A 23,101-nucleotide genomic window follows, 5' to 3' on the forward strand; every position below is an offset into this window, starting at 1 on the left:
CAAACCCCATCTACCTCGACGACTCATCAGTCGAGGCAGACGGGGTTTTTCTTTGCCTGCAATCTACGTCTGGCTGTCGCCTTCATCCGGATCATCAGAGTCCGGCTCGTCTGTCATCGAGTCATCGTCATCAGCAGTTCCACCCTGCCCCTGATCACCCGGCTCGGACTCGGACTTGGCGAGCATCAGCCCGCTATGCCCCACCTGCCCGTTAAAGGCCTGGGAATCATGATCCTCGCACTCGGCCCAAGCCGTCGCAGTGCCGAGGGACAGCAGGACCATCACTTTCAACAGCAATAAAACACGCAGCAACCTGTTTTTCATGATCGATTCCATCCTGTGCAGCTGAAACACAATGCCGATCCGGCGCTGAATGAAATCTAGTTCCGATCAGCCGGGTTCACCAGATAGGACGTTATCGAAGCCATAGAAATGCCGTCGCCCGGCAGAATGCTTTCGAATAATCCCTAGTACCGATTCTGCTAAGCAGCATGTGCAGCCATTTAGAGGGTGGACGTACGGGTTGCCCGCCACGCCAACGGGATTGCCGCCAGCGCGAGTACGGCACTGACCACCCAGACACTGTGCCCGCCGAATTGGCCGTAGATCTGCCCACCCAGCACTGGCGACAACAGTGCACTGGCGCTCCAGCACATGAAGAACAAACCGAAGTACTGCCCGCTTTTGCCACCCTGTGCGTGTTGCATGACCAGCACATTCAACGGCGGCATGAACAGCGTCTCGCCCAGTGTCCAGATCAGCGTCGACAAACAGACATAAGCCAGCCCGAACCCCAGCGGCAACATGCCCAACCCGATGGCCAGCAACACGCAACCGGCGACCAATTGTGCACGCACGCCCCAGCGCTCGCCCCAATGGCTCAGCGGAACTTGCAAGGTCACCACCAGAACCGCGTTCAAGGCGAACTGCCAGCCGATGGCCTCGGTGCTCAAGCGGTAGTAATCGGTGAGATAATTGCCAAGCATGCTGTAGACCGTGTCGAAGGCCATGCCGAGCAGAATGGCCGCAGCCAACAGCCATAGAAATGGCCGGTCGCGATGGGGGACGCCCGGTGTTTCAGCGCTGTCGGCTGAGTGCTCCGGTGCGAGCACCGAACGGCGCCATGTCGTGCGGACAAACCACAGCAGGGCCAGCAACGTCATCGCCGCGCTGACAAAGAACACCCAGCGAAAATCAGTCTGCGCCAGCACCCCGCCAGCAATACCGGCGGCGGCCATACCGAGGTTGCGCGCGACCCGGCTCAAAGCCTGCGCGCGTGAGCGTTGCGCGGTTTCGCAATACTCCATGATCAGCCGCTGATGCAGCGTGCGGATCGCCCCATCGAGTACGCCACTGAACAGCAACAACGCCGCGAGCCACGGCACATCGGTGACCAGCCCCAACAACAGCAGAGTCCATGCCGACAGGAAAAACAGCGCCGCCGTAAGCCGCGCAGTGGGAATGCGGTCGCTGAGCAACCCGCCGACCATCGAACCGATCAACAGTCCCGCGCCGTAACCGGACAGCAACCAGCCAACGGTCTCAATCGCCAGCCCCAGTTCCTGACGCAGATACAGCGCCATGAACAACTTGACCATGCTGCTCAAGCGATTGATGAACAGCAGCGCCGCGAGCACCCAGGCCATGACGCCGAAATAGCCATCGAGTCGTAACAGGTGAGTCAGTCGACTCGTCATTCCATTGACCTCTCAAAACGACTTGCCGGGAGCTGGAACACTAACGTTCAACAGGCGGGTTGTCGCGTTCAAGTACATTGATCCGACAAAAACGGAGTCGCCCTACCGCCTCCCTGTAGGAGCTGCAGCAGGCTGCGATCTTTTGACTTTGCTGCCTTCGGCAGCTTAATTGTTGAGTGCACTCAGCTAGAAAATGGTCGGTTGTAAGACCGCCATCGCTGGCAAGCCGTCTCCCACAGAAAGGCAAAATCAAGATCAAAAGATCGCAGCCTTCGGCAGCTACAGGATGAGCGTTAGCTCGGCTGCAGCTTTTGATCTTGCCGTTCCGGCCCCTTCGGCTGAGTGGAGGGGTTGATCCGGGAGGAGGCGCGTAGCGCCGTTTGGCGGAGCCAAACACATCGAGAGGAGGTGCAGCGAAGCAAACCGGAGGCGATGCCCCCGGATCAATCCCGGAGCGAAGGAACCCCGAGCTCCAGCGAGCGGGCCGAACGCCGGGGCCCAGCCTTTTGGTTACTTTTTGGCGTCTGAAAAAGTGACTCGCCGTAAGGGCGAAACCTTAAGCCGCCATCACCGAAAAAACGGATATACACACAAAACCAAACAAATAAAAAAGCCCCCAAGGCATACACCTCAGGGGCTTTGGACAAAAAAGCTCAGCGCTTAGTGATGCTCACGCGTCGCACGGAATTTCACGTCCGGCCAGCGCTCTTCCATCAGGGCCAGGTTGACCCGGGTCGGGGCGAGGTAGGTCAGGTGACCGCCGCCGTCGACTGCAAGGTTTTCCACTGCCTTGTTGGAGAATTCCTCGAGCTTCTTCTTGTCGCTGCATTCGATCCAGCGCGCGGAGTACACGGTGATTGGCTCGTAGGAGCACTCAACCTTATATTCCTCTTTCAGACGGCTGGCGACCACATCGAACTGCAGCACACCCACGGCGCCGAGGATGATGTCGTTGCTGCGCTCCGGGAAGAACACCTGGGTGGCGCCTTCTTCGGCCAGTTGTTGCAGGCCCTGGCGCAGTTGCTTGGATTTCAGCGGATCGCGCAGACGCACGCGGCGGAACAGTTCCGGGGCGAAGTGCGGGATGCCGGTGAAGCTCAGGGCTTCGCCTTCGCTGAAGGTGTCGCCGATCTGGATGGTGCCGTGGTTGTGCAGACCGATGATATCGCCGGCAAACGCTTCTTCCAGTTGCTCACGCTCGGAGGAGAAGAACGTCAGGGCGTCGCCGATGCGCACGTCCTTGCCAGTGCGCACGTGGCGCATCTTCATGCCTTTCTCGTACTTGCCGGAGCAAATGCGCATGAAGGCGATGCGGTCGCGATGCTTCGGGTCCATGTTCGCCTGGATCTTGAAGATGAAGCCCGAGAACTTCTCTTCAACCGGCTCCACGGTGCGCTCGTTGGCGACACGGGCCAGCGGACGCGGTGCCCAATCGACGACGGCGTCAAGCACGTGATCAACACCGAAATTGCCCAGCGCGGTACCGAAGAACACCGGGGTCAGTTGACCGTCGAGGAACTCCTGCTGGTTGAATTCGTGGCAGGCGCCCTGCACCAGTTCCAGCTGATCGACGAAGCGATCGTACTCGTCGCCCAGATGCGCGCGCGCCTCGTCGGAGTCGAGCTTTTCGATGATTCTGGTTTCGGTGCGTTCGTGACCGTGGCCGGCGGTGTAGACAATGATGTAGTCGTCGGCCAGGTGATACACGCCTTTGAAGTCGCGGTAGCAACCGATCGGCCAGGTGATCGGCGCAGCCTTGATCTTCAGGACGGCTTCGATCTCGTCGAGCAGTTCGATCGGGTCGCGGATGTCACGGTCGAGTTTGTTGATGAAGCTGACGATCGGCGTGTCACGCAGACGGCAGACGTCCATCAGCGCAATCGTACGCGGCTCGACACCTTTACCGCCGTCGAGGACCATCAATGCCGAGTCCACCGCCGTCAGGGTGCGATAGGTATCTTCGGAGAAGTCTTCGTGGCCCGGGGTATCGAGCAGGTTGACCATGTGGTCGCGATACGGGAACTGCATGACCGACGTGGTAATGGAAATACCCCGTTGTTTCTCCATCTCCATCCAGTCGGATGTCGCATGGCGGTCGGATTTACGGGATTTCACCGTGCCCGCAATCGCAATCGCCTTGCCCATCAACAGGAGCTTTTCGGTGATCGTCGTCTTACCGGCATCGGGGTGGGAAATAATGGCGAAAGTGCGGCGTTTCGCGACTTCGGCGGCCTGGTTGGTCATGGGAAATCGCCTGGCGGTGATTCAAAAAAGGGCCGCGATTATAGCCCAAGTCAATGCAATAACCGAACCGTTGAGCACATTAAGGGTGGCCAAATGCTGCCTTAGGTGGGAACCTTTTAAAGCACGGAGACGTCCATCCCCTGTTACAAATTTTCGTCAGGGGCTGAAAAATCAGCAAGTTAGCCTGACGAGGCTGCGCTCATGGCTCGCTTTCAGACCGCTTTTTGCCGGTGCTGAGGGAGCTGCTTTTCGCGAACGTTTACTCCCGGCAGCCAGGCATGGCATGCCGCACGGGACGGCGTTCGCCGACTATAAAAAAGGAGTCCGCCTGTGGCTATCCGCTATGGCAAAGGGCTGATGGGAGGTGCGGTGGTGATCGCGCTCCTGGCCCTGCTGGTCCACTGGATCGGCATCAACACGATCGAACACTACCGCGACGATTTGTTGTTTTACCTGCAAGCTCATCTGATTCTTGTCCTCGCTTCGATGCTGGCCGCCCTTGTCGTGGGCATCCCAGCCGGCATCTTTCTCAGTCGCCCGACCATGGTTGGCCGCGCTGAACGCTTCATGCAAATCTTCAATATCGGCAACACCGTGCCACCGCTGGCCGTACTCGCGATCGCCCTGGGGATTCTGGGCATCGGCAGTGGCCCGGCGATCTTCGCTCTGTTCCTCGCTTCTTTGCTGCCGATTGTGCGCAACACCTATGAAGGCCTGAAAAACGTCCAGGGTTCGCTCAAGGAGGCGGCCGTCGGCATCGGCATGACTCCGCGTCAGGTGCTGTGGCGCGTTGAACTGCCCAACGCCGTGCCGATCATTGTCGGTGGTGTGCGCGTGGCTCTGGCGATCAATGTCGGGACGGCGCCGCTGGCGTTCCTGATCGGTGCCAACAGCCTCGGCAGCCTGATTTTCCCTGGCATCGCCCTGAACAATCAGCCGCAACTGCTGCTCGGCGCCGCGTGCACCGCGCTGCTGGCCCTGCTGCTCGATGGCGTGGTCACCCTCGCCAGCCGTCTCTGGCTGGAACGCGGTTTGCGCCCGTCTTAAGGCCTCGGCAAAGGAATTCACATGAAACGACTTAGCTTTATCTTAGGCTGCGTCCTGCTGTTCGCAGGAATCGCACAAGCCGCCGACAAACCGGTTATCCGCCTCGGCGCCCGCGTGTTCACCGAGCAGACCTTGCTCGCCGAAATCACCGCGCAATACCTGCGCAGCAAAGGCTACGACGCGCAGATCACTGGCGGTCTGGGCAGCAACCTGGCCCGCAGCGCCCACGAAAGTGGCCAGTTGGACATGCTCTGGGAATACACCGGCGTGTCGCTGGTGGCCTACAACCATGTCACCGAAAAACTCGACAGCGCTCAGTCTTACGCCCGGGTGAAAGAACTCGACGCGAAAAAAGGTCTGATCTGGCTGACCCCGTCCAAGTTCAGCAACACCTACGCCCTCGCGCTGCCGAAAAAAGTCGCCGAGCAATATCCGCAGATCAACAACATCAGTCAGTTGAACGAGGTGTTGCAGGCTGAAGCCAAGACCAATCACCTGGTGGCACTGGACACCGAGTTCGCTAACCGATCGGACGGCCTGCTCGGCATGGTCAAGCTCTACGACATGAACCTGAGCCGCAAAAACATTCGCCAGATGGATGCGGGCCTGGTCTATACGGCGCTGCGCAACGGCCAAGTGTTTGCCGGTCTGGTCTACACCACGGATGGTCGCTTGAATGCCTTCGGCCTGAAGCTGCTGGAAGACGACAAGCACTACTTCCCCGACTACACCGCCGCACCGGTGGTGCGTCAGGCAACGCTGGACGCCAACCCGAAACTGGCCGAGCAGCTCAAGCCACTGGCCGAACTGTTCGATGACGAAACCATGCGCCAGCTCAACGCGCGGGTCGATGTCGATCACGAAATCCCATCTGCTGTTGCCGCCGATTTTCTGCGCCAACATCCGTTGAATTGAGGGAGGAAAAGTCATGGAATTTTTGAACGCCTTTTCCCATCTCGACTGGCAACAGGTGATGCACCTGACCTGGCAGCACATCACGCTGGTTGGCATCGCTGTCACGCTGGCGATCTTCGTCGGGGTGCCCCTGGGCATTCTGATGACGCGCTTCCCGAGCCTCGCCGGCCCGTTGCAAGCCAGCGCCACCGTGCTGCTGACCGTGCCGTCGATTGCGCTGTTCGGCCTGCTGCTGCCGTTCTACTCAAAGTTCGGCCAAGGCCTCGGCCCAATGCCGGCGATCACCGCGGTGTTCCTTTATTCACTGCTGCCGATCATGCGTAACACCTACCTGGCGTTGACCGGCGTTGAGCCGGGTATCCGTGAAGCCGCACGCGGCATCGGCATGACCTTCGGCCAGCGCCTGCGCATGGTCGAGTTGCCGATTGCAGTGCCGGTGATCCTCGCCGGTGTGCGCACCGCCGTGGTGATGAACATCGGCGTGATGACCATCGCCGCGACCATCGGCGCTGGCGGCCTCGGCGTGTTGATCCTCGCCTCCATCAGCCGCAGTGACATGTCGATGCTTATCGTCGGCGCGCTGCTGGTCAGTCTTCTGGCGATCTTCGCCGACCTGTTTTTGCAATGGCTGCAACGCTCGTTGACTCCAAAAGGATTACTCAAATGATCGAACTTCAAAACCTCAGCAAGACCTTCCAAAGCAACGGCAAAGATTTCAAACCCGTGGATTCGGTGAGCCTGACCGTCAATGAAGGCGAAATCTGTGTGTTCCTCGGGCCATCGGGTTGCGGCAAAAGCACCACGCTGAAGATGATCAACCGTCTGATCAAACCGACCTCGGGCAAGATCCTGATCAACGGCGAAGACACCACCGATCTGGACGAAGTGACCCTGCGTCGCAACATCGGCTACGTGATCCAGCAGATCGGTCTGTTCCCGAACATGACCATCGAGGAGAACATCGTCGTGGTGCCGAAACTGCTCGGCTGGGACAAGCAGCGATGCCACGACCGCGCCCGCGAACTGATGAGCATGATCAAGCTTGAGCCCAAGCAGTATCTGCATCGTTACCCGCGCGAGTTGTCCGGTGGCCAGCAACAGCGTATCGGCGTGATCCGCGCATTGGCGGCAGATGCGCCGCTGTTGCTGATGGACGAACCGTTCGGTGCGGTCGACCCGATCAACCGCGAGATGATCCAGAACGAATTCTTCGAGATGCAGCGCGCGCTGAACAAGACCGTGATCATGGTCAGCCACGACATCGACGAAGCGATCAAGCTGGGTGACAAGATCGCGATCTTCCGCGCTGGCAAGCTGCTGCAGATCGATCACCCGGACACGCTGCTGGCGCATCCGGCGGACGAATTTGTCAGCAACTTTGTCGGTCAGGACAGCACGCTCAAACGTCTGTTGCTGGTGAAGGCTGAAGACGCGGCGGACAACGCGCCGTCGGTGAGCCCGGAAACCCCGGTGGCCGATGCGCTGGAATTGATGGACGAGCATGACCGTCGTTATGTCGTCGTCACCTGTGCCGAGAACAAGGCGCTGGGTTATGTGCGTCGTCGCGATCTGCACCGCCAGACCGGCACCTGTGCGCAATATCTTCGCGAATTCAACGCCACGGCGGCGTACGACGAGCATTTGCGCATCCTGCTGTCGCGCATGTACGAGTTCAACCGCTCGTGGCTGCCGGTGATGGATGCCGATCGGGTGTTCCTGGGCGAGGTAACGCAGGAGTCGATTGCCGAGTACCTGAGCTCCGGTAAATCTCGCGGCGGCAAGACCAGCATCGTCTCGCCGGCTGAGGCGGTAGTCGCGTAAAACACGAAACCTGAGGGAGCGAGCCTGCTCGCGAATGCGCAATATCAGTCAACCATGATGCTGGCTGTGAATATGCCTTCGCGAGCAGGCTCGCTCCCACAGGATCTGCGTGATTTTTTCCTCATTCGCCAACTGGAAAAGAATCTCAACACACGCCACTCGGAGAACACACCGACAAGCGCTTCGCAAACAACCTAAATCCCCTTCATACGCACCTCTCGCCGCCAACGTCGCCGATGTTGCGCCCATCACACTTACCCGCGACTTCGCTGACAAAAGCAGCGAACGTGCAGGTATTTTTAACACTGCAAAGTTCGCGGGGAACATCTGCCCGTCATCTCGGTCGGCTACAAAGAGTGATATCCGCGTCGCACGTCAGAAGCGTGCAAAAACGCGACATTTTTAGTTGATCTCAGGCCCCTCACGCCCTAAAGTTCGCGCCGAACGTCCATGCTGGAAACGATCCATCCGGCTCAAGTACTGACGACGAGACAGCAAGGCCAAGGGAAAAAAGCTGCATTTCCCATGGCCTTTTTGCTTTCGGCGACATGCCTTGGGAAGTAGGCGAACCAAAGTGGGGATACGGAGGACGTTCATTTTTACCCATGTTTATTATTGTTTGCCCTTAGGAGTTCCCAGCATGTCGATCAACGTCGAAGATTATTTCGAGCGCGCCACTTTTGACAAAATGAAGGCGTTTGCCGACAAGCAAGAAACCCCGTTCGTGGTCATCGACACCGCGATGATCAGCCAGGCCTACGATGACCTGCGCGCCGGTTTCGAATTCGCCAAGGTCTATTACGCAGTCAAGGCCAACCCGGCCGTCGAGATCATCGACCTGCTCAAGAACAAAGGCTCAAGCTTCGACATCGCCTCGATCTACGAGCTCGACAAAGTGATGGATCGCGGCGTCAGCCCGGACCGTATCAGCTACGGCAACACCATCAAGAAATCCAAGGACATTCGCTACTTCTACGAGAAAGGCGTGCGTCTGTTCTCCACCGACTCCGAAGCCGACCTGCGCAACATCGCCAAAGCGGCGCCGGGCTCGAAAGTCTACGTGCGTATCCTGACCGAAGGTTCGACTACGGCTGACTGGCCTTTGTCGCGCAAATTCGGCTGCCAGACCGACATGGCCATGGACCTGCTGATCCTCGCCCGCGACCTTGGCCTGGTGCCTTACGGCATCTCGTTCCACGTTGGCTCGCAGCAGCGCGATATCAGCGTGTGGGACGCGGCAATCGCCAAGGTCAAAGTGATCTTCGAGCGCCTGAAAGAAGAAGACGGCATTGAACTGAAGCTGATCAACATGGGCGGCGGCTTCCCGGCCAACTACATCACCCGCACCAACAGCCTGGAAACCTACGCCGAGGAAATCATCCGCTTCCTCAAAGAGGATTTCGGTGATGACCTGCCGGAAATCATTCTGGAGCCGGGCCGTTCGCTGATCGCCAACGCCGGCATCCTGGTCAGCGAAGTGGTATTGGTTGCACGCAAATCCCGCACTGCTGTAGAGCGCTGGGTGTACACCGATGTGGGCAAGTTCTCCGGCCTGATCGAAACCATGGACGAAGCGATCAAGTTCCCGATCTGGACCGAGAAGAAAGGCGAGATGGAAGAAGTCGTCATTGCCGGCCCGACCTGCGACAGCGCCGACATCATGTACGAGAACTACAAGTACGGCCTGCCGCTGAACCTGGCGATCGGTGACCGGATGTACTGGCTGTCGACCGGCGCGTACACCACTAGCTACAGCGCCGTTGAATTCAATGGCTTCCCGCCGCTGAAGTCGTATTACCTTTAACTGACGCGTTAAATGAAAAGGCCCATGCATGGGCCTTTTTTTATTTGCGCAGCCAATTCTCAAGTTGGTCAACCATGGCCATGAACGCGTCAGCCAGCTCCTGGGTCGCGGCTAATTTGAAATTCAACTCGCCCAGTTTCGAGACGCTTTCAGCACTTAATAACTCGTTGATCGCCGTGTCCATGTGCGATCCCGTTGCCTCAAGAAACAGACTGACTCGCGAACTCACGGACGCCAGTCCGTTGAACAAAATGCCAATATCAGTTTTGTATTCTGCGGCCCGGATCACTGCATCCGCGGAAGAATAAGTGATATCCCAAAACGGCATGGTGCGGGCTTCACGGAACAACTCCTGGACAACCGTTGGCTGGGCATGGCACTGGCAGGAGCGATGATCCATTGCCTTGGTAAACACCGACCTGAGCCCGAACGATTCGTCATGCACCTCGGCGATGGTGTCTTTCAGTTGTTGAATCATCGCCCTGAGTTGATAAAACCGCAGTGCCAATTCGTGAACCAGATCGGGGACATCATTAGGCGGAAACAGCCTCCAGGTCGGCGATCGGGACAAACTGTACCCCTTGAAATCCACCTTGCTGAGGGGCTCACTCCTTGATGTACGACGGGTCATTTCCCGGGTCTCTTGCGCAAACGTTGTGAGATCCGCGACGTAAGCACTGCACAGGATCCGGGCTTCTTTTGTGCGCTCCCAGAGGTCTTGCAAATAGCGCTCATTGAAACGGGCATTGTTCAGGCGCGAGTCACTGGCCAACACCGCGGGTGCATGACCGCTGGCTTTTCGACGGGCAAATACCACGGGGATGTTGTTGAAGGTCGTGTGAAGAGAACCGAGAAATCTTGTATAGCGATCCAGCACGTGCCGCTGCGCGGCAGAGAGGTCATAGGAAAGTATGTTCATGACTATTCAAGTAGCGATGGGCGCGCAGCCCACCGCCCCCACTCCTTATTGTTGAACAGACTTCAGGTACCTCACGACTTCGGTGATCCGGGCAATCGCGGCATCGGCACGCTCCTCGACAGGTTGTGACTTGTCCTGCCTGAAGTCTCGGCGGAACGAGTCAAAACCGTTAACCAGATTCGAAAACTCGTTCACATAGCCCCAACGACCCTCGTCCATTTGATCCAGAGCGTTGACCAATTGAATTTTCCCGTCTGTCCGGGCGATGTCGCTTTTGTACTTCTTCAACTGCACCCGCAAGTCAGCGGCTTTATCCCTGAGCTTGTTGTAAGCATCCAGCATGTTCAGAAACGAAATCGCTTCACCAATACCGGAGATGATTTTTTTCAGGGTGTCGATCGCCAGCAATGCAATTTGAACCTGCGGCGGTGCCAAACCCAGGGCTTTGAGATTATCCAGCGTTAATTGCGCTTCCTGGCCGATCTTTTCCACACCGGCTTTGGCGATCAGGTCGATCCCTTCGGATGCCGATTTCATCTGTTTTTCCAGATCGGTCAATTTCTCGTCGGATTTGACCTTCAGTGCTTCCGTTACATCCCGATCCTGTTGCAGTGTTGCAATCCATTGCTGCGAAGTGGCCCGGTCATACGCAGTACTCAGGCTGCTGCGAATGACCTTGAGGTCTTCATAACGCTCAGAGATCTTGTTGGAAGTACTCTTGAGTTCGTTTTCCATGTCTTCACGAACTTCTTCCACATCCTCGGGATAGGCAAGTTCGGCCTGATATCCTTTCAGCTTGTCCCGCGCACGCTCCAGATGAATGATGTCTGTCCGGGCCTGGTTACGCATATCAAATGTTGCTCTCTGAACAGCAATCGACAAATCATTCATGTTGCGGACAATGCCAGGCATATAGTTAAACTGTTCAAAAAGCATTTGCGCAGTGGTATTGCTTTTCTGCATGGCGGTCAAGTGAGCACGCAAAGCTGCCACATTGACTTGCGGATAAGTTTGATTAGTTGGCAGCGAAAACATGATTCTCTTGCTCCTGAATGACTGAAATTTGTTTCCATACTCTTTATCCGCTGCTGCAAACACGTCGAGCAGTTGATCAGCACTGGATTTTATCTGCTCCCACGGATCGATAATGGTGAGAATCTGATTCTTGAACCTGCGCAACGACGTGGCCTCATGCAGAGAATCGACCTCTTTGATGGAGGCCGTGATGTAAGTGCTCAATGCATTCCATACCAACATCAGATTTTGAGTTGCAATTTCAGCTTCGATCGCTACATAGTCGAGGTTTTGCAAGTCATCCCGTATCTTGTTCAAAGAAGCCAACGTTTGACTCTTGCTGGCCATTTTCTGATTGGCAGCCTGTTGTTCGGCTTTGAGATTGTTGCGCTTCTTGCGGATCTCTTCTGCCTTTACGCCCTGATAGATACCGAGAATCAATCCTGCGATGTTAAAGGTCGCAGCAGCCGTGATGGCCTCCTGTACCAGTTGATCATATTGTTTATTGAGTTCATCAATCTCCTTCGAGCGCTGATCGATCTCCCCTTGCAGTACCTGAATGTCCGCCTGATAGGTATTCCTCGAAACAAACTCCAGACGCAGTTTGATCTCGGGCAAGACTTTCTCGCGCATGTCCTTGCCAAAGCTGTCCAGTTGCTCCCGGACCCGTTCAGCTTTCTGATGGCATTGCCTGACTTTGCCCAGCATGTCATTAAGGTAGGCTTTTATCTCCGGAACATCGCCCTCCTGCAACGCGAGATCAGGAAGATTGGGGATCTTTCGCTTGAGCTCCAGATACTGTTCAGGGGTACTTATATTGTGTTCTTCCAGGTATCTGGACACTTTGAGATCTTCATATATCTCGACTATTCCGCTGCCTGTACGGATGATACTGCCGGCAAAAATCTTCAGATCGGTCCCCGTGAGCATGATTTTTTCACGCAACGGCGACCATCGTTTGGCGTGATCATAAGTAGTGCTGAATGTACGCAGAAAGTCTGCTGGCTTGAGGCCGAGGCCGCCGCTATCACCCGCGCCGTAGTTCAAGTACGCAATAACATCCTGCAAGCGCACGGGCAAAGACAACCCAAGAACTTCATATTTTCTCAAACTGATAATCTGCTCTTTGGTTAGCTGAATACCGGTATCACGATTGTATTCATCACCCTCACCAAGCGAGGCCCTGACAAACACGGCAGGTGCTTTCGTGGCGTTTTCGACAATCTTGTTATCTATCCTGAATCCCATAAGAGACTCCTTGTCTGCTTTGGATATTTATTAAAGTCAATTGCGATTCGACCTTGTCGAGTTTTAGGTCAACTCGATCACGGACATCGCAAAACAACCTTAGGACAACAAGATAAAAACCAACAAGCGCTTAAATATTAGCAATCACGACAACATAATTACTTACTCAGTCATTAATGCCTGGCAAACCACTCACACCACTTAAAAAACTAACGATGAAAACAAATCATTACGACGCCATCAACTGCGACAAGCGCAGCTTATAAGCGTCGGCCATTGCGCGAATGCGTAAGTGCGGTGCATTCATCAGCGATTCGCCTGCAACCCGCAGAAAGTTCGCATTGCCCCCCGCCAGCGCCTTGCGCAGCCAGACAAGGGCATCATCGATCTGGCCGTCGTCGGCGAGCATCGCCGCGTGACTGAACTGCCCACGAAAATCACCGCCCTCGGCCGCACGGCGATACCAATCACGCGCGGCCAGTGAATCCTGCGGACAATGGCGTCCCTCCTCCAGGTAACGACCTAACAGATTCATTGATTTGGCGTGGCCCAACGCCGCAGCACGACGATACAAGATCAGGGCGTGCGCCTGGTTTTCGGCGATGCCGCGACCGGTGGCGAGCAGGTTAGCGAGGTTGTACATCGCCCAGTCCAGCCCGGACTCGGCGGCGATTCGATAATGCTGCACCGCAACCGCAGCATCCGCCTCACAGCCCCAGCCATGTTCGTTGCAACGGCCGAGCATGTTGCGCGCCATCAGATGCCCTTGCCCGGCAGCAATGCCGAACCAGCGCAGTGCCAAGGGTTGATCCTGCGCGATACCCTGACCATCGAGCAGGATCTGCCCAAGCAACGCCTGCGCTTCGACAACTCCCTCGCCCGCCGCCAATAGAATCGCCTGCGCCGCACGACCCGGGCTCTCTTCAAGCATGGCGCTGAGCTGTTCGCCGTCGAGGACTTCCTGACGGCGCAGATGAAAACTCATACCTCGACCCAGCGCCGCAACAAGTTGTGATAAGCGCCGGTGAGGCGAATCAGCGAAGGGTGATCGGGCAGATCTTGCGTGAGTTGCTGAATCGCCCCGTCCATCTCGAACAGCAACGCACGCTGGCTGTCTTCGCGCACCAGACTTTGCGTCCAGAAGAATGAGGCGTAACGCGCGCCGCGAGTGACTGCGTTGACTTTATGCAGGCTGGTGCCGGGATACAGCACCATGTCGCCGGCGGGCAATTTCACCCTTTGAGTGCCGAAGGTGTCATGGATTTCCAGTTCGCCGCCGTCGTAATCCTCAGGTTCGCTGAAGAACAGCGTGGCCGACAGATCGGTACGCACCCGCTCGATGCTGCCCTTGGGCTGGCGCACGGCATTGTCGATGTGGAAATCGAAACTGCCACCGGCCTTGTAACAGTTCACTAACGGAGGAAACACTTTGTGCGGCAGCGCAGCAGACATGAACAGCGGATTCTTCCACAGCCGCTCGAGCATCGCCGCGCCGATTTCCTTGGCTAGCGGATGGCCTTCGGGCAGTTGCAGATTGTGCTTGGCCTTGGCCGATTGGTAGCCAGCGGTGATCTTGCCGTCAGCCCAATCTGCCTGTTCCAGCGCCTCACGAATGCGCTGCACTTCGTCCTTTTCAAACAGACCGGGGATGTGCAGCAGCATGGCAATGTCACCTGATGGCAAAGAGGCGGCAATGGTATTGATTCTTATTGTCTGTGTAAAACCCACGGGACGAATGAACAGGTAAAAACCGTAAGGCCAAATTGTAAAGAATGTAAATTCAGTGCGAATAACAATATTTCGCAATTGATACGAATACCCGTTTACCCTATATTCCGCCGCCTCAAATCCTTGGGGAGGGGAATAAAAATGGCACGTCAACCCGCACAATTACCGGTCAGTTCACCACGTCTGCTCGCTTCTGCAATTGGCGTGGCAATCACCGCCGGTTCCGCCGGCCACATGGTGTTTGCCGCCGAAAAGACTGACAGCAAAGCCTCCGGCAATGCCATCGCCCTGGACGCCACTGCCATCACTGGCGAAGCGCAGGACTCGACGTCCTACCAGGTCGAGAAAGCCTCCTCGCCCAAGTACACCGCGCCGCTGATCGACACGCCGCGCTCGGTCACCGTTATTCCGCAGCAAGTCCTGAAGGACACCGGCGCCCTGAACATGCAGGACGCCCTGCGCACCGTGCCGGGCATTACCTTCGGCGCCGGTGAGGGTGGCAACCCGCAGGGCGACCGTCCGTTCATCCGTGGCTTCGACGCCCAGGGCGACACCTACCTCGACGGCGTGCGCGACACGGGCTCGCAGAGCCGCGAAATCTTCGCCGTAGAGAACATCGAAGTCAGCAAGGGCCCGAACTCCGCCATCGGCGGTCGCGGCGCGGCGGGCGGCAGCATCAACCTGGTGAGCAAGAAGGCTCACTTGGGTAACTCATTCGACGGTGGTTTCACCTGGGGCTCCGACCAGACTCAGCGTTACACCCTCGACGGCAACTACCAGTTCAGCGACACCGCCGCTGGCCGTCTGAACCTGATGAGCCACGAAAGCAACGTCGCCGGTCGCGACAAAGTCGATTACGACCGTTGGGGCATCGCGCCTTCCCTAGCCTTCGGTCTGGGCACCGACACCCGCGTCAACCTTGATTACTACCATCTGGAAAGCAACGACACGCCGGACTCGGGTATCCCGTACAGCTTTTCGAGCCCGCGCACCAAGTCCAATCCGGACAAGCCGTATGCCGGTGGCGACGACAGCAACTTCTACGGTCTGGATCGCGATTTCCGCAAGGGCCGCACCGACACCGCGACGTTCGACATCGAGCATGACCTGAGCGACTCGCTGACCATCAAGAACACCCTGCGTCACGGCACCAGCATGCAGGATTACATCCTCACCCAGCCAGACGATAGCAAAGGCAACGTCAACAACGGCAGCTTGTGGCGTCGGGCGAATACGCGGGTCAGCAACACCGAGACCACCACCAACCAGACTGACCTGTTCGGCAATTTCTACGTCGCCGGCTTCAAGAACAGCTTCTCCACCGGTGTCGAATACACCCGTGAGCAAAGCCAGAAGTCTTCGTACAACGTCAACACCGACACTACGCCGCGCACCACCAATGTGCCGGCCAGCAGCAACTGCACGCCGGCGATGATTGGCGCGTCCAGCGGCTACAACTGCACCTCGCTGTCGAACCCGAATCCGAACGATCCGTGGAATGGTGCGATTTCGCGCAACTACGCCGGCACCGACACCAAGGCCAACACCTACGCGCTGTATGCGTTCAACACCCTGGAGTTGTCCGAGCAGTGGCTGGTGAACATGGGGCTGCGGTACGACCACTTCGACACTGAATACAAAACCTACACCGCCGCCGGCGCTACCACCGCCAAGGGCGATGACGTCAGCGAGTTCGTTACCGGCCAGTTCGGCGTGGTCTACAAGCCTGCGGAAAACGGCAGCATTTATGCGTCCTACGCGACTTCGGCCACCCCACCGGGTAACACCCTCGGTGAAGGCATGGACGGCAACCCATTGGGCGGCACCAAGGATCGCGCCGGCAATCTGCTGAGCAGCGACATGGAGCCGGAAACCACCAAGAACTACGAAATCGGTACCAAGTGGGACCTGCTCAATGATCGCCTGTCGCTGACCGCTGACATCTTCCGCACCGAGAAAGAAAACGCGCGTGTACAAGTCGACACCACCTCGTACGAGAACGCCGGCAAAACCCGCGTGCAAGGTGTCGAGCTGTCGGCCAGCGGCAAGCTCACCGACAAGTGGCAGGTGTTCGCCGGTTACGCCTTCATGGACAGCGAACAGGTTGACGGCGGCCCGCTGAACCGCGCCACCGACGGTAACCAACTGCCTAACACGCCGAAGAACAGCGCCAGCCTGTGGACCACTTACCAGGTCACGCCGAAGCTGACGATCGGTGGCGGCGCGTTCTATGTCGACGACGTGTTCGGCAACGTGGCCAATACCACCATGGTTGATTCGTACGTGCGTTACGACGCGATGGCGGCTTACAAGCTGACCAAGAACGTCGACCTGCAACTCAACGTGCAGAACCTGACCGATGAAACCTATTACGACAAAGCCTTCGCCACCCACTTCGCCAGCCAGGCAGCGGGGCGTACGGCACTGTTGAGCACCAACTTCCACTTCTAAAACCTGTAGGAACAGCGAGCCCCGTTCATTCAATTGAACGGGGCTTTTGTGCGTAATCAAGAAGCTTCTCGACAACCCACGGCATAATGCGCGCCGTGAAGACAATTTCCGAACGGACGGCGAGTGAAGTGTTGAAGAAAACCCTGTTCCAGTTGCACTGGTTTTTTGGCATCACCGCAGGCCTGGTGCTGGCCTTGATGGGCATCACCGGCGCGGCCTATTCGTTTCAGGACGAAATCCTGCGGGCGCTGAACCCCTCGGTATTGCAGGTGGAAAAACAGGTCGCCGGCGTGCTGCCGCCCGTTGAACTGGTAGAGCGCATCGAAGCCACTTCGGGCAAGAAAGTCTCGATGCTGTCGGTGGAGACCGAAAGCGGCCACGCGGCAAAAGTATTCTTCACCCCGCCCAAGGGTGAACGTCGCGGCGAGATGCGCTACTTCGATCCGTACACCGGCGACTTCATGGGCGATGCCACCGGCCAGGACTTCTTCGGTCTGATGCTGCAACTGCACCGTTTCCTCGCTATCGGTGACACCGGGCGCAACATTACAGGCGCCTGCACCCTGATCCTGGTGTTTTTCTGCCTTTCGGGCCTGTACCTGCGCTGGCCTCGGCAGTGGAACAGCTGGCGCGTCTGGTTGACCCTGGACTGGAAGAAAAAGGGTCGCACCTTTAATTGGGACCTGCATTCGGTGGCAGGTACGTGGTGCCTGTTGGTGTATCTGCTGCTGGCGCTGACCGGGTTGTCGTGGTCATACGAGTGGTACAACAAAGGCCTGACCAGACTGCTTTCCGACGCTCCGCAAAACGAACGCGTACGCGGCGGTCGCGGCCCGGCCCCACATGGCCCGGCGCCAACCGCCGACTACGCCGCGATGTGGAGCAGCATCTACAGCGCCGCCGGTCCAGGCCTGTCTGCCTACAACATCCGCATGCCGCCCGTGGCCGGTCAACCGGCGACGGTGTTCTACCTGCTCGACAGCTCGCCCCATGATCGCGCGCTGAACCAGATCACCCTCGATCCGGCCACCGGCATTGTCAAACGTGTCGACCGCTATGCCGACAAGAGCTTGAAGGCGCAATTGCTGACCAGCATTTACGCGCTGCACGTGGGCAGTTATTTCGGCCTCGTCGGACGGATCATTATTACCGTCGCGGCGGTGTGCATGCCGTTGTTTTTCATCACCGGATGGCTGCTGTACCTCGATCGTCGTCGCAAGAAAAAGCAGATCAAGGAGGCGCGCAAAGGCTTCGAACCGCCGGCCGGCGATACCCCGGCGTGGCTGATCGGCTTCGCCAGCCAGAGCGGTTTCGCCGAGCAACTGGCGTGGCAGACCGCAGGCCAATTGCAGGCCGCCGGGCTGCCGGTGAAAGTGCAGCCGCTGGCGAATGTCAGCGAAAAGGATCTGCGTGAGTCGAGCAATGCGCTGTTTGTCGTCAGCACGTTCGGCGACGGCCAGGCACCGGACCGCGCCCGTGGTTTCGAGCGCAAGGTTCTGGCCAAAGCATCGACACTCGACAACTTGAGCTACGCCGTCCTCGGGCTTGGCGACCGTGAGTATCAGCACTTCTGCGGTTTCGCCCGACGCCTGCATCAGTGGCTGGCCGAGCACGGCGGCAAGCCCCTGTTTGCCCCGGTAGAAGTCGACAGCGGCGACCCATACGCCCTGCATCATTGGCAAACCCAACTGGGCTTGCTCACCGGGCAAGCACCGGTCGACACCTGGCAGGCACCGAGCTACGAAAACTGGACGCTGTTGCGCCGTGAACTGATGAACCCTGGCAGCAGCGGTTCGCCGGTTTATCTGCTGGGCCTGAGCGCACCGAACACCAGCAGCTGGCTGGCCGGGGATCTGGTCGAAGTGCTGCCACGCAACTGCCCGTGGGCCATCGAACACTTCCTCGACGGCCTCGGCATTCGTGGCGAGACGATTGTGAAAATCAACGGCCTCGAAGAACCTCTGGAAGTGGCACTGGCCTCGCGCCAACTGCCCGAGCACCGCGCGCATCTGGTCGGCCTGCACGCGCAGGCAGTGGTCGATGCCATGGTGCCGCTGGCCATGCGCGAATACTCGATCGCCTCGATTGCCGCAGACGGTGTGCTGGAGTTGATCGTGCGTCAGGAACAGCACGCCGACGGCACGCTGGGCATCGCTTCAGGCTGGTTGACCGAGCATGCGCCGGTAGGCGGCAGCATCAGCTTGCGGGTACGCCGTAACAGTGGTTTCCACTTGCCGAATGAACCGGTGCCAATGATTCTGATCGGTAACGGCACAGGGCTGGCCGGTCTGCGCAGCCTGCTCAAGGCGCGCATTGCTGATGCTCAGCAACGTCAGTGGTTGCTGTTCGGCGAGCGTCACCGTGAGCACGATTACCTGTGCCGGGCGGAGCTGGAAGAGTGGTTGATCAATGGCGATCTGGCACGACTGGATCTGGCGTTTTCGCGTGATCAGGCAGAGAAGGTTTATGTGCAGGATCGCTTGCGGGAATCGGCTGAGGAGTTGAAGAAATGGCTGGCGGAGGGTGCTGTTATCTACATCTGCGGCAGCCTGCAAGGGATGGCATCAGGCGTTGATCAAGTGCTCAACGAAGTGCTTGGGGCTGCTGAGGTTGAACGCCTGATTGAGCAGGGTCGTTATCGCCGGGATGTTTACTGACACCCCCACTCCCCTGTAGGAGCTGCCGCAGGCTGCGATCTTTTGACCTTGTCTTTTTTTTAAACCAAGATCAAAGATCGCAGCCTGCGGCAGCTCCTACAGGGGGTTTCAGACTGGCTGCAGTTTTTTCTCGAACACACTGCCCCCATTCAAATCCCGCAACACCACGCTCATCTCCCCACTCTGCCCCTCAATATTCACCTCGCCAAAAAACTGAAATCCGGCAAACGGTGACATGTTCTGCGCCGTCGGTGCCTTCTCGAAAACCACCTCAGGCCCAAAGGTCTTATCCAGCGGATTAGGCCCGAAACTTCCGGCATTCAACGGCCCCGCGACAAACTCCCAGAACGGCTCGAAATCCTGAAACGCCGCGCGATCCGGGTGATAGTGATGCGCCGCGCAGTAGTGCACATCTGCCGTGAGGAAGACGAAATTGCGCACCTGCTGCGCCCGCAGAAAACCGAGCAATTCAGCGATCTCCAGTTCACGTCCCTGTGCCGGTCCCGGGTCGCCGTTGGCCACGGCCTCCCAGCGCGCAACACCCGGACTCACCTCGCCGTCAGGCACGCCCAGGCCAATCGGCATGTCTGCCGCGATGACCTTCCACTGCGCTTTCGAGGCCTTCAACCCGCGCTTGAGCCAATCCAGTTGCTCACGCCCCAGGAACGGTTTTGCTGCGCCGAGGTTGTCGTCGTTGGCCTCGCGATAACTGCGCATGTCGAGTACGAAAACATCCAGCATCGGCCCGTACTTGAGCTTGCGATAAATTCGCCCGCCCGCGTCAGCCGCCTGCAAGCGCATCGGCGAATATTCCAGCCAAGCCTTGCGCGCGCGGCCGACCAGGGTGTGGATGTCTTTTTCCTGATAGCGCTCGTCGAGCTGCTTGCCGGGCGACCAGTTGTTGACCACTTCATGGTCATCCCACTGCCAGATCTGCGGCACCTCGGCGTTGAAGCGGCGAATGTTTTCGTCCATCAGGTTGTAGCGATAATTACCGCGATAGTCGTCGAGGGTCTGGGCGACTTTGCTCTTGGCTTCGGTGGTGATGTTGCGCCACACCCGGCCGTTTTCAGTGGTCAGTTGCGCCGGTACCGGGCCGTCGGCGTAGATGGTGTCGCCGCTGTGGATGAAGAAGTCCGGCAAACGCAGACGCATGGCTTCGTAGATGCGCATGCCGCCGATGTCCGGATTGATGCCGAAGCCCTGGCCGACGGTGTCGCCGCTCCAGACGAAACGAATATCACGCCGCGCCGAGGGTGCGCTGCGCAAGTGGCCGAGCCACGGTTCGCTGGCGACGCCGCTGCGGGCGTCCTTGAAATACACGCGATAGAAAATCGCCTGATCGGCGGGTAATCCGGTGAGTTCGACGCGGGCGGTGAAGTCGCTGCGGGCATCCGCCAGCGCCGAGACGATACGCCGTGGATTGCGAAACTGGCTGCGGGTGTCCCATTCGACCACCATCCGGGCCGGGCGGTCGCTGCGGCTCCAGATCATCGCGCGGTCGCCTTGCAGGTCGCCGGACTGCACGCCATCGGTGAGTTGTGGCCGATCCTTGACCGATGCGATCACCGCCGGTGCCAGCCCCGGCATCAGCAGTCCGGCGCCAACGACTTGCATGACACGCCGGCGACCCACATTGAAATCGCTCATGCTGTTCTCCCTGAAAAAAGGAAAACTTAAGCACGCCTATATGAACTCGCCATGACACCACTAACCATTGTGGGAGCGAGCCTGCTCGCGAAAGCGGTGTGCCAGTCAACATACATGTCGCTGGCAGATTGCATTCGCGAGCAGGCTCGCTCCCACAGTTTTAGTGCGGTGTCAGGCCTTGGCGGGCTCCATTGCCAACTCCACCGCTTCCGGGCGTTTGACCGTCGCATACACAACGGCAGTCAACAAACTCCCCGCAACAATCGCCAGCAGATACAGCAACGCGTGGTTGATCGCATTCGGAATCGCCAACACAAACAACCCACCGTGCGGCGCCATCAGCTTGCAGCCGAAGTACATCGACAGCGCGCCGGTCAATGCACCGCCGGCAATGCTCGCAGGGATCACCCGCAGCGGGTCTTTCGCGGCAAACGGAATCGCCCCTTCGGAAATAAAGCACAGCCCCAGCACGAACGCCGCTTTACCGGCCTCGCGTTCGGTCTGAGCGAATTTGCGTCGGGCAATAAACGTCGCAATACCCAGACCAATCGGCGGCACCATCCCCGCCGCCATGGTCGCGGCCATCGGGGCATAACTCTGCGACGCCAACAGCCCCACCGAGAACGCGTAAGCCGCTTTGTTGATCGGCCCGCCGAGGTCGACGCACATCATGCCGCCGAGCAATACACCGAGCAGAATCGCGTTGGTGGTGCCCATGCTGTCGAGGAAATGCGTGAGCGCCGCCAGCATGTCCGCCACCGGTTTGCCGACCACGTAAATCATCACCAGCCCGGTGAACAGGCTGGCGAACAACGGGATGATCAGAATCGGCTTCAGTGCTTCAAGGCTTTGCGGCAACGCGACATAACGACTGATCGCCTTCGCCGCGTAACCGGCAATGAATCCGGCGACGATCCCGCCGATAAACCCGGCGCCCAGGGTGCTCGCCAGTAAACCGCCGATCATCCCCGGCGCCAGGCCCGGACGGTCGGCAATCGAATAGGCGATGTACCCGGCCAGCAGCGGCACCATCAACTTGAACGCGGTTTCACCGCCGATCTGCATCAGCGCTGCCGCCAGCGTGCCTTCTTCCTTGAACGCGGTGATGCCGAACACGAATGACAACGCGATCATCAAACCGCCCGCCACCACCATCGGCAGCATGAACGACACACCGGTCAGCAGATGTTTATAGACCCCGGTTTTCTCGGATTTTGCCGGTGCCTTGCCGTCACCGGCAGCGCTTTCCTGCACGCCTTCCGCCAGCGCTTTTTTCAGCGTGTCTTCCGATTTTTTGAGGGCAACTCCGGTGCCGCAGCGGTAGATTTTCTTGCCGGCGAAACGCTCGGTGGCGACTTCGATATCCGCCGCCAGCAGTACCACATCTGCCTCGGCAATTGCCGTGGCGCTCAACGGTGTTTTCGCGCCGACCGAGCCTTGGGTTTCGACCTGCAAGTCATAGCCCAGACGCTTGGCCGTTTGCTGCAACGCTTCGGCCGCCATGAAGGTGTGGGCAACGCCGGTCGGGCACGCGGTGATGGCGACGATGCGCGGTGCACGGGCCGCAACAGCCGCGGGAACAGCTTCGGCAGCCACATGGATTTGCGCCTCTTCGGCGCCACGTCGCAGTACCGCTTCGACATCCTGCAGGGCTTGCGCAGGTGCAATCTGGAAGACCCGTTTGCCGACAAAACGTGTCATGTCGACGTTGCCGGTAGCGACCAGCAACACCCACTCCGCCGCCGCGATGGTGGCTGCCGACAATTCACGTTCGGGGTGCGCAGCGTCGACCACTTCGACGCTGGTGCTCCAGCCCTGACGCTGGGCCGCTGCATCGAGCAAACGGGCGCACAGCACACTGGTGACCATGCCGTTCGGGCAGGCCGTAACAATGGCTAACTTCATG

The 23,101-nt window shown here is 58.3% G+C and carries 16 protein-coding genes; 7 read left to right on the plus strand and 9 right to left on the minus strand.

Going from position 1 to position 23,101, the window contains the following annotated elements:
* Positions 1 to 63: 63 nt before the first annotated feature.
* The 3 genes from H8B20_RS23545 to H8B20_RS23555 form a co-directional block, all read right to left on the minus strand.
* Positions 64 to 324: a hypothetical protein gene (locus H8B20_RS23545; protein ID WP_150596507.1), complete on the minus strand. Its 261-nt coding sequence runs from the start codon at positions 322 to 324 to the stop codon at positions 64 to 66.
* A 179-nt stretch (positions 325 to 503) separates the two neighbouring features.
* On the minus strand, positions 504 to 1,697 hold the full coding sequence (locus H8B20_RS23550; RefSeq protein ID WP_210624771.1) for an MFS transporter: 1,194 nt from the start codon (positions 1,695 to 1,697) through the stop codon (positions 504 to 506).
* Positions 1,698 to 2,357: 660 nt separating this feature from the next.
* On the minus strand, positions 2,358 to 3,941 hold the full coding sequence (locus H8B20_RS23555) for a peptide chain release factor 3 (RefSeq protein WP_042557621.1): 1,584 nt from the start codon (positions 3,939 to 3,941) through the stop codon (positions 2,358 to 2,360).
* A gap of 357 nt (positions 3,942 to 4,298) precedes the next feature.
* Here H8B20_RS23555 and H8B20_RS23560 point away from each other — a divergent pair, with 357 nt between their 5' ends.
* From H8B20_RS23560 to H8B20_RS23580, 5 genes are all read left to right on the plus strand, one after another.
* Positions 4,299 to 4,988 carry an ABC transporter permease gene (locus tag H8B20_RS23560; RefSeq protein WP_178120922.1) on the plus strand — a complete coding sequence of 230 codons (690 nt, stop codon included), beginning with the start codon at positions 4,299 to 4,301 and terminating at the stop codon, positions 4,986 to 4,988.
* A 21-nt stretch (positions 4,989 to 5,009) separates the two neighbouring features.
* Positions 5,010 to 5,903, plus strand: coding sequence for a glycine betaine ABC transporter substrate-binding protein (locus H8B20_RS23565; protein WP_210624772.1), 894 nt, complete (start codon positions 5,010 to 5,012; stop codon positions 5,901 to 5,903).
* A gap of 13 nt (positions 5,904 to 5,916) precedes the next feature.
* On the plus strand, positions 5,917 to 6,570 hold the full coding sequence (locus H8B20_RS23570; protein WP_210624773.1) for an ABC transporter permease: 654 nt from the start codon (positions 5,917 to 5,919) through the stop codon (positions 6,568 to 6,570).
* Positions 6,567 to 7,724 carry an osmoprotectant ABC transporter ATP-binding protein OsmV gene (locus H8B20_RS23575; protein WP_210624774.1) on the plus strand — a complete coding sequence of 386 codons (1,158 nt, stop codon included), beginning with the start codon at positions 6,567 to 6,569 and terminating at the stop codon, positions 7,722 to 7,724. The genes H8B20_RS23570 and H8B20_RS23575 overlap by 4 nt, the downstream gene beginning before the upstream one ends.
* 640 nt (positions 7,725 to 8,364) lie before the next feature.
* Entirely contained in the window at positions 8,365 to 9,528 is a 1,164-nt protein-coding gene (locus H8B20_RS23580) for a type III PLP-dependent enzyme (protein WP_042557616.1), read from the plus strand.
* A gap of 40 nt (positions 9,529 to 9,568) precedes the next feature.
* Here the strand turns inward: H8B20_RS23580 and H8B20_RS23585 are convergent, their stop codons facing one another.
* The 4 genes from H8B20_RS23585 to H8B20_RS23600 all read right to left on the minus strand — a co-directional run bounded on the left by H8B20_RS23585 (position 9,569) and on the right by H8B20_RS23600 (position 14,371).
* Positions 9,569 to 10,447, minus strand: a complete 879-nt coding sequence (locus H8B20_RS23585; protein WP_210624775.1) for a hypothetical protein — start codon at positions 10,445 to 10,447, stop codon at positions 9,569 to 9,571.
* Between the two features lie 45 nt (positions 10,448 to 10,492).
* On the minus strand, positions 10,493 to 12,709 hold the full coding sequence (locus H8B20_RS23590; RefSeq protein WP_210624776.1) for an alpha-xenorhabdolysin family binary toxin subunit A: 2,217 nt from the start codon (positions 12,707 to 12,709) through the stop codon (positions 10,493 to 10,495).
* A gap of 229 nt (positions 12,710 to 12,938) precedes the next feature.
* Positions 12,939 to 13,694 carry a tetratricopeptide repeat protein gene (locus H8B20_RS23595; protein WP_210624777.1) on the minus strand — a complete coding sequence of 252 codons (756 nt, stop codon included), beginning with the start codon at positions 13,692 to 13,694 and terminating at the stop codon, positions 12,939 to 12,941.
* Positions 13,691 to 14,371 carry a Fe2+-dependent dioxygenase gene (locus tag H8B20_RS23600; RefSeq protein WP_210624778.1) on the minus strand — a complete coding sequence of 227 codons (681 nt, stop codon included), beginning with the start codon at positions 14,369 to 14,371 and terminating at the stop codon, positions 13,691 to 13,693. The genes H8B20_RS23595 and H8B20_RS23600 overlap by 4 nt, the downstream gene beginning before the upstream one ends.
* 207 nt (positions 14,372 to 14,578) lie before the next feature.
* Between H8B20_RS23600 and H8B20_RS23605 the strand changes: the two genes are divergently transcribed.
* On the plus strand, positions 14,579 to 16,888 hold the full coding sequence (locus tag H8B20_RS23605) for a TonB-dependent receptor (protein ID WP_210624779.1): 2,310 nt from the start codon (positions 14,579 to 14,581) through the stop codon (positions 16,886 to 16,888).
* A 128-nt stretch (positions 16,889 to 17,016) separates the two neighbouring features.
* Complete coding sequence (locus H8B20_RS23610; protein ID WP_210624825.1) at positions 17,017 to 19,545, plus strand: PepSY domain-containing protein; 2,529 nt, start codon at positions 17,017 to 17,019, stop codon at positions 19,543 to 19,545.
* 108 nt (positions 19,546 to 19,653) lie between these two features.
* Here the strand turns inward: H8B20_RS23610 and H8B20_RS23615 are convergent, their stop codons facing one another.
* Positions 19,654 to 21,195, minus strand: a complete 1,542-nt coding sequence (locus H8B20_RS23615) for an alkaline phosphatase D family protein (RefSeq protein ID WP_210624780.1) — start codon at positions 21,193 to 21,195, stop codon at positions 19,654 to 19,656.
* A 171-nt stretch (positions 21,196 to 21,366) separates the two neighbouring features.
* Positions 21,367 to 23,100, minus strand: coding sequence for a PTS fructose-like transporter subunit IIB (locus tag H8B20_RS23620; protein WP_210624781.1), 1,734 nt, complete (start codon positions 23,098 to 23,100; stop codon positions 21,367 to 21,369).
* Between the last annotated feature and the right edge of the window lies 1 nt (position 23,101).

Source organism: Pseudomonas sp. P42 (assembly GCF_017973755.1).
In the GTDB taxonomy this organism is placed as follows: domain Bacteria; phylum Pseudomonadota; class Gammaproteobacteria; order Pseudomonadales; family Pseudomonadaceae; genus Aquipseudomonas; species Aquipseudomonas iridis.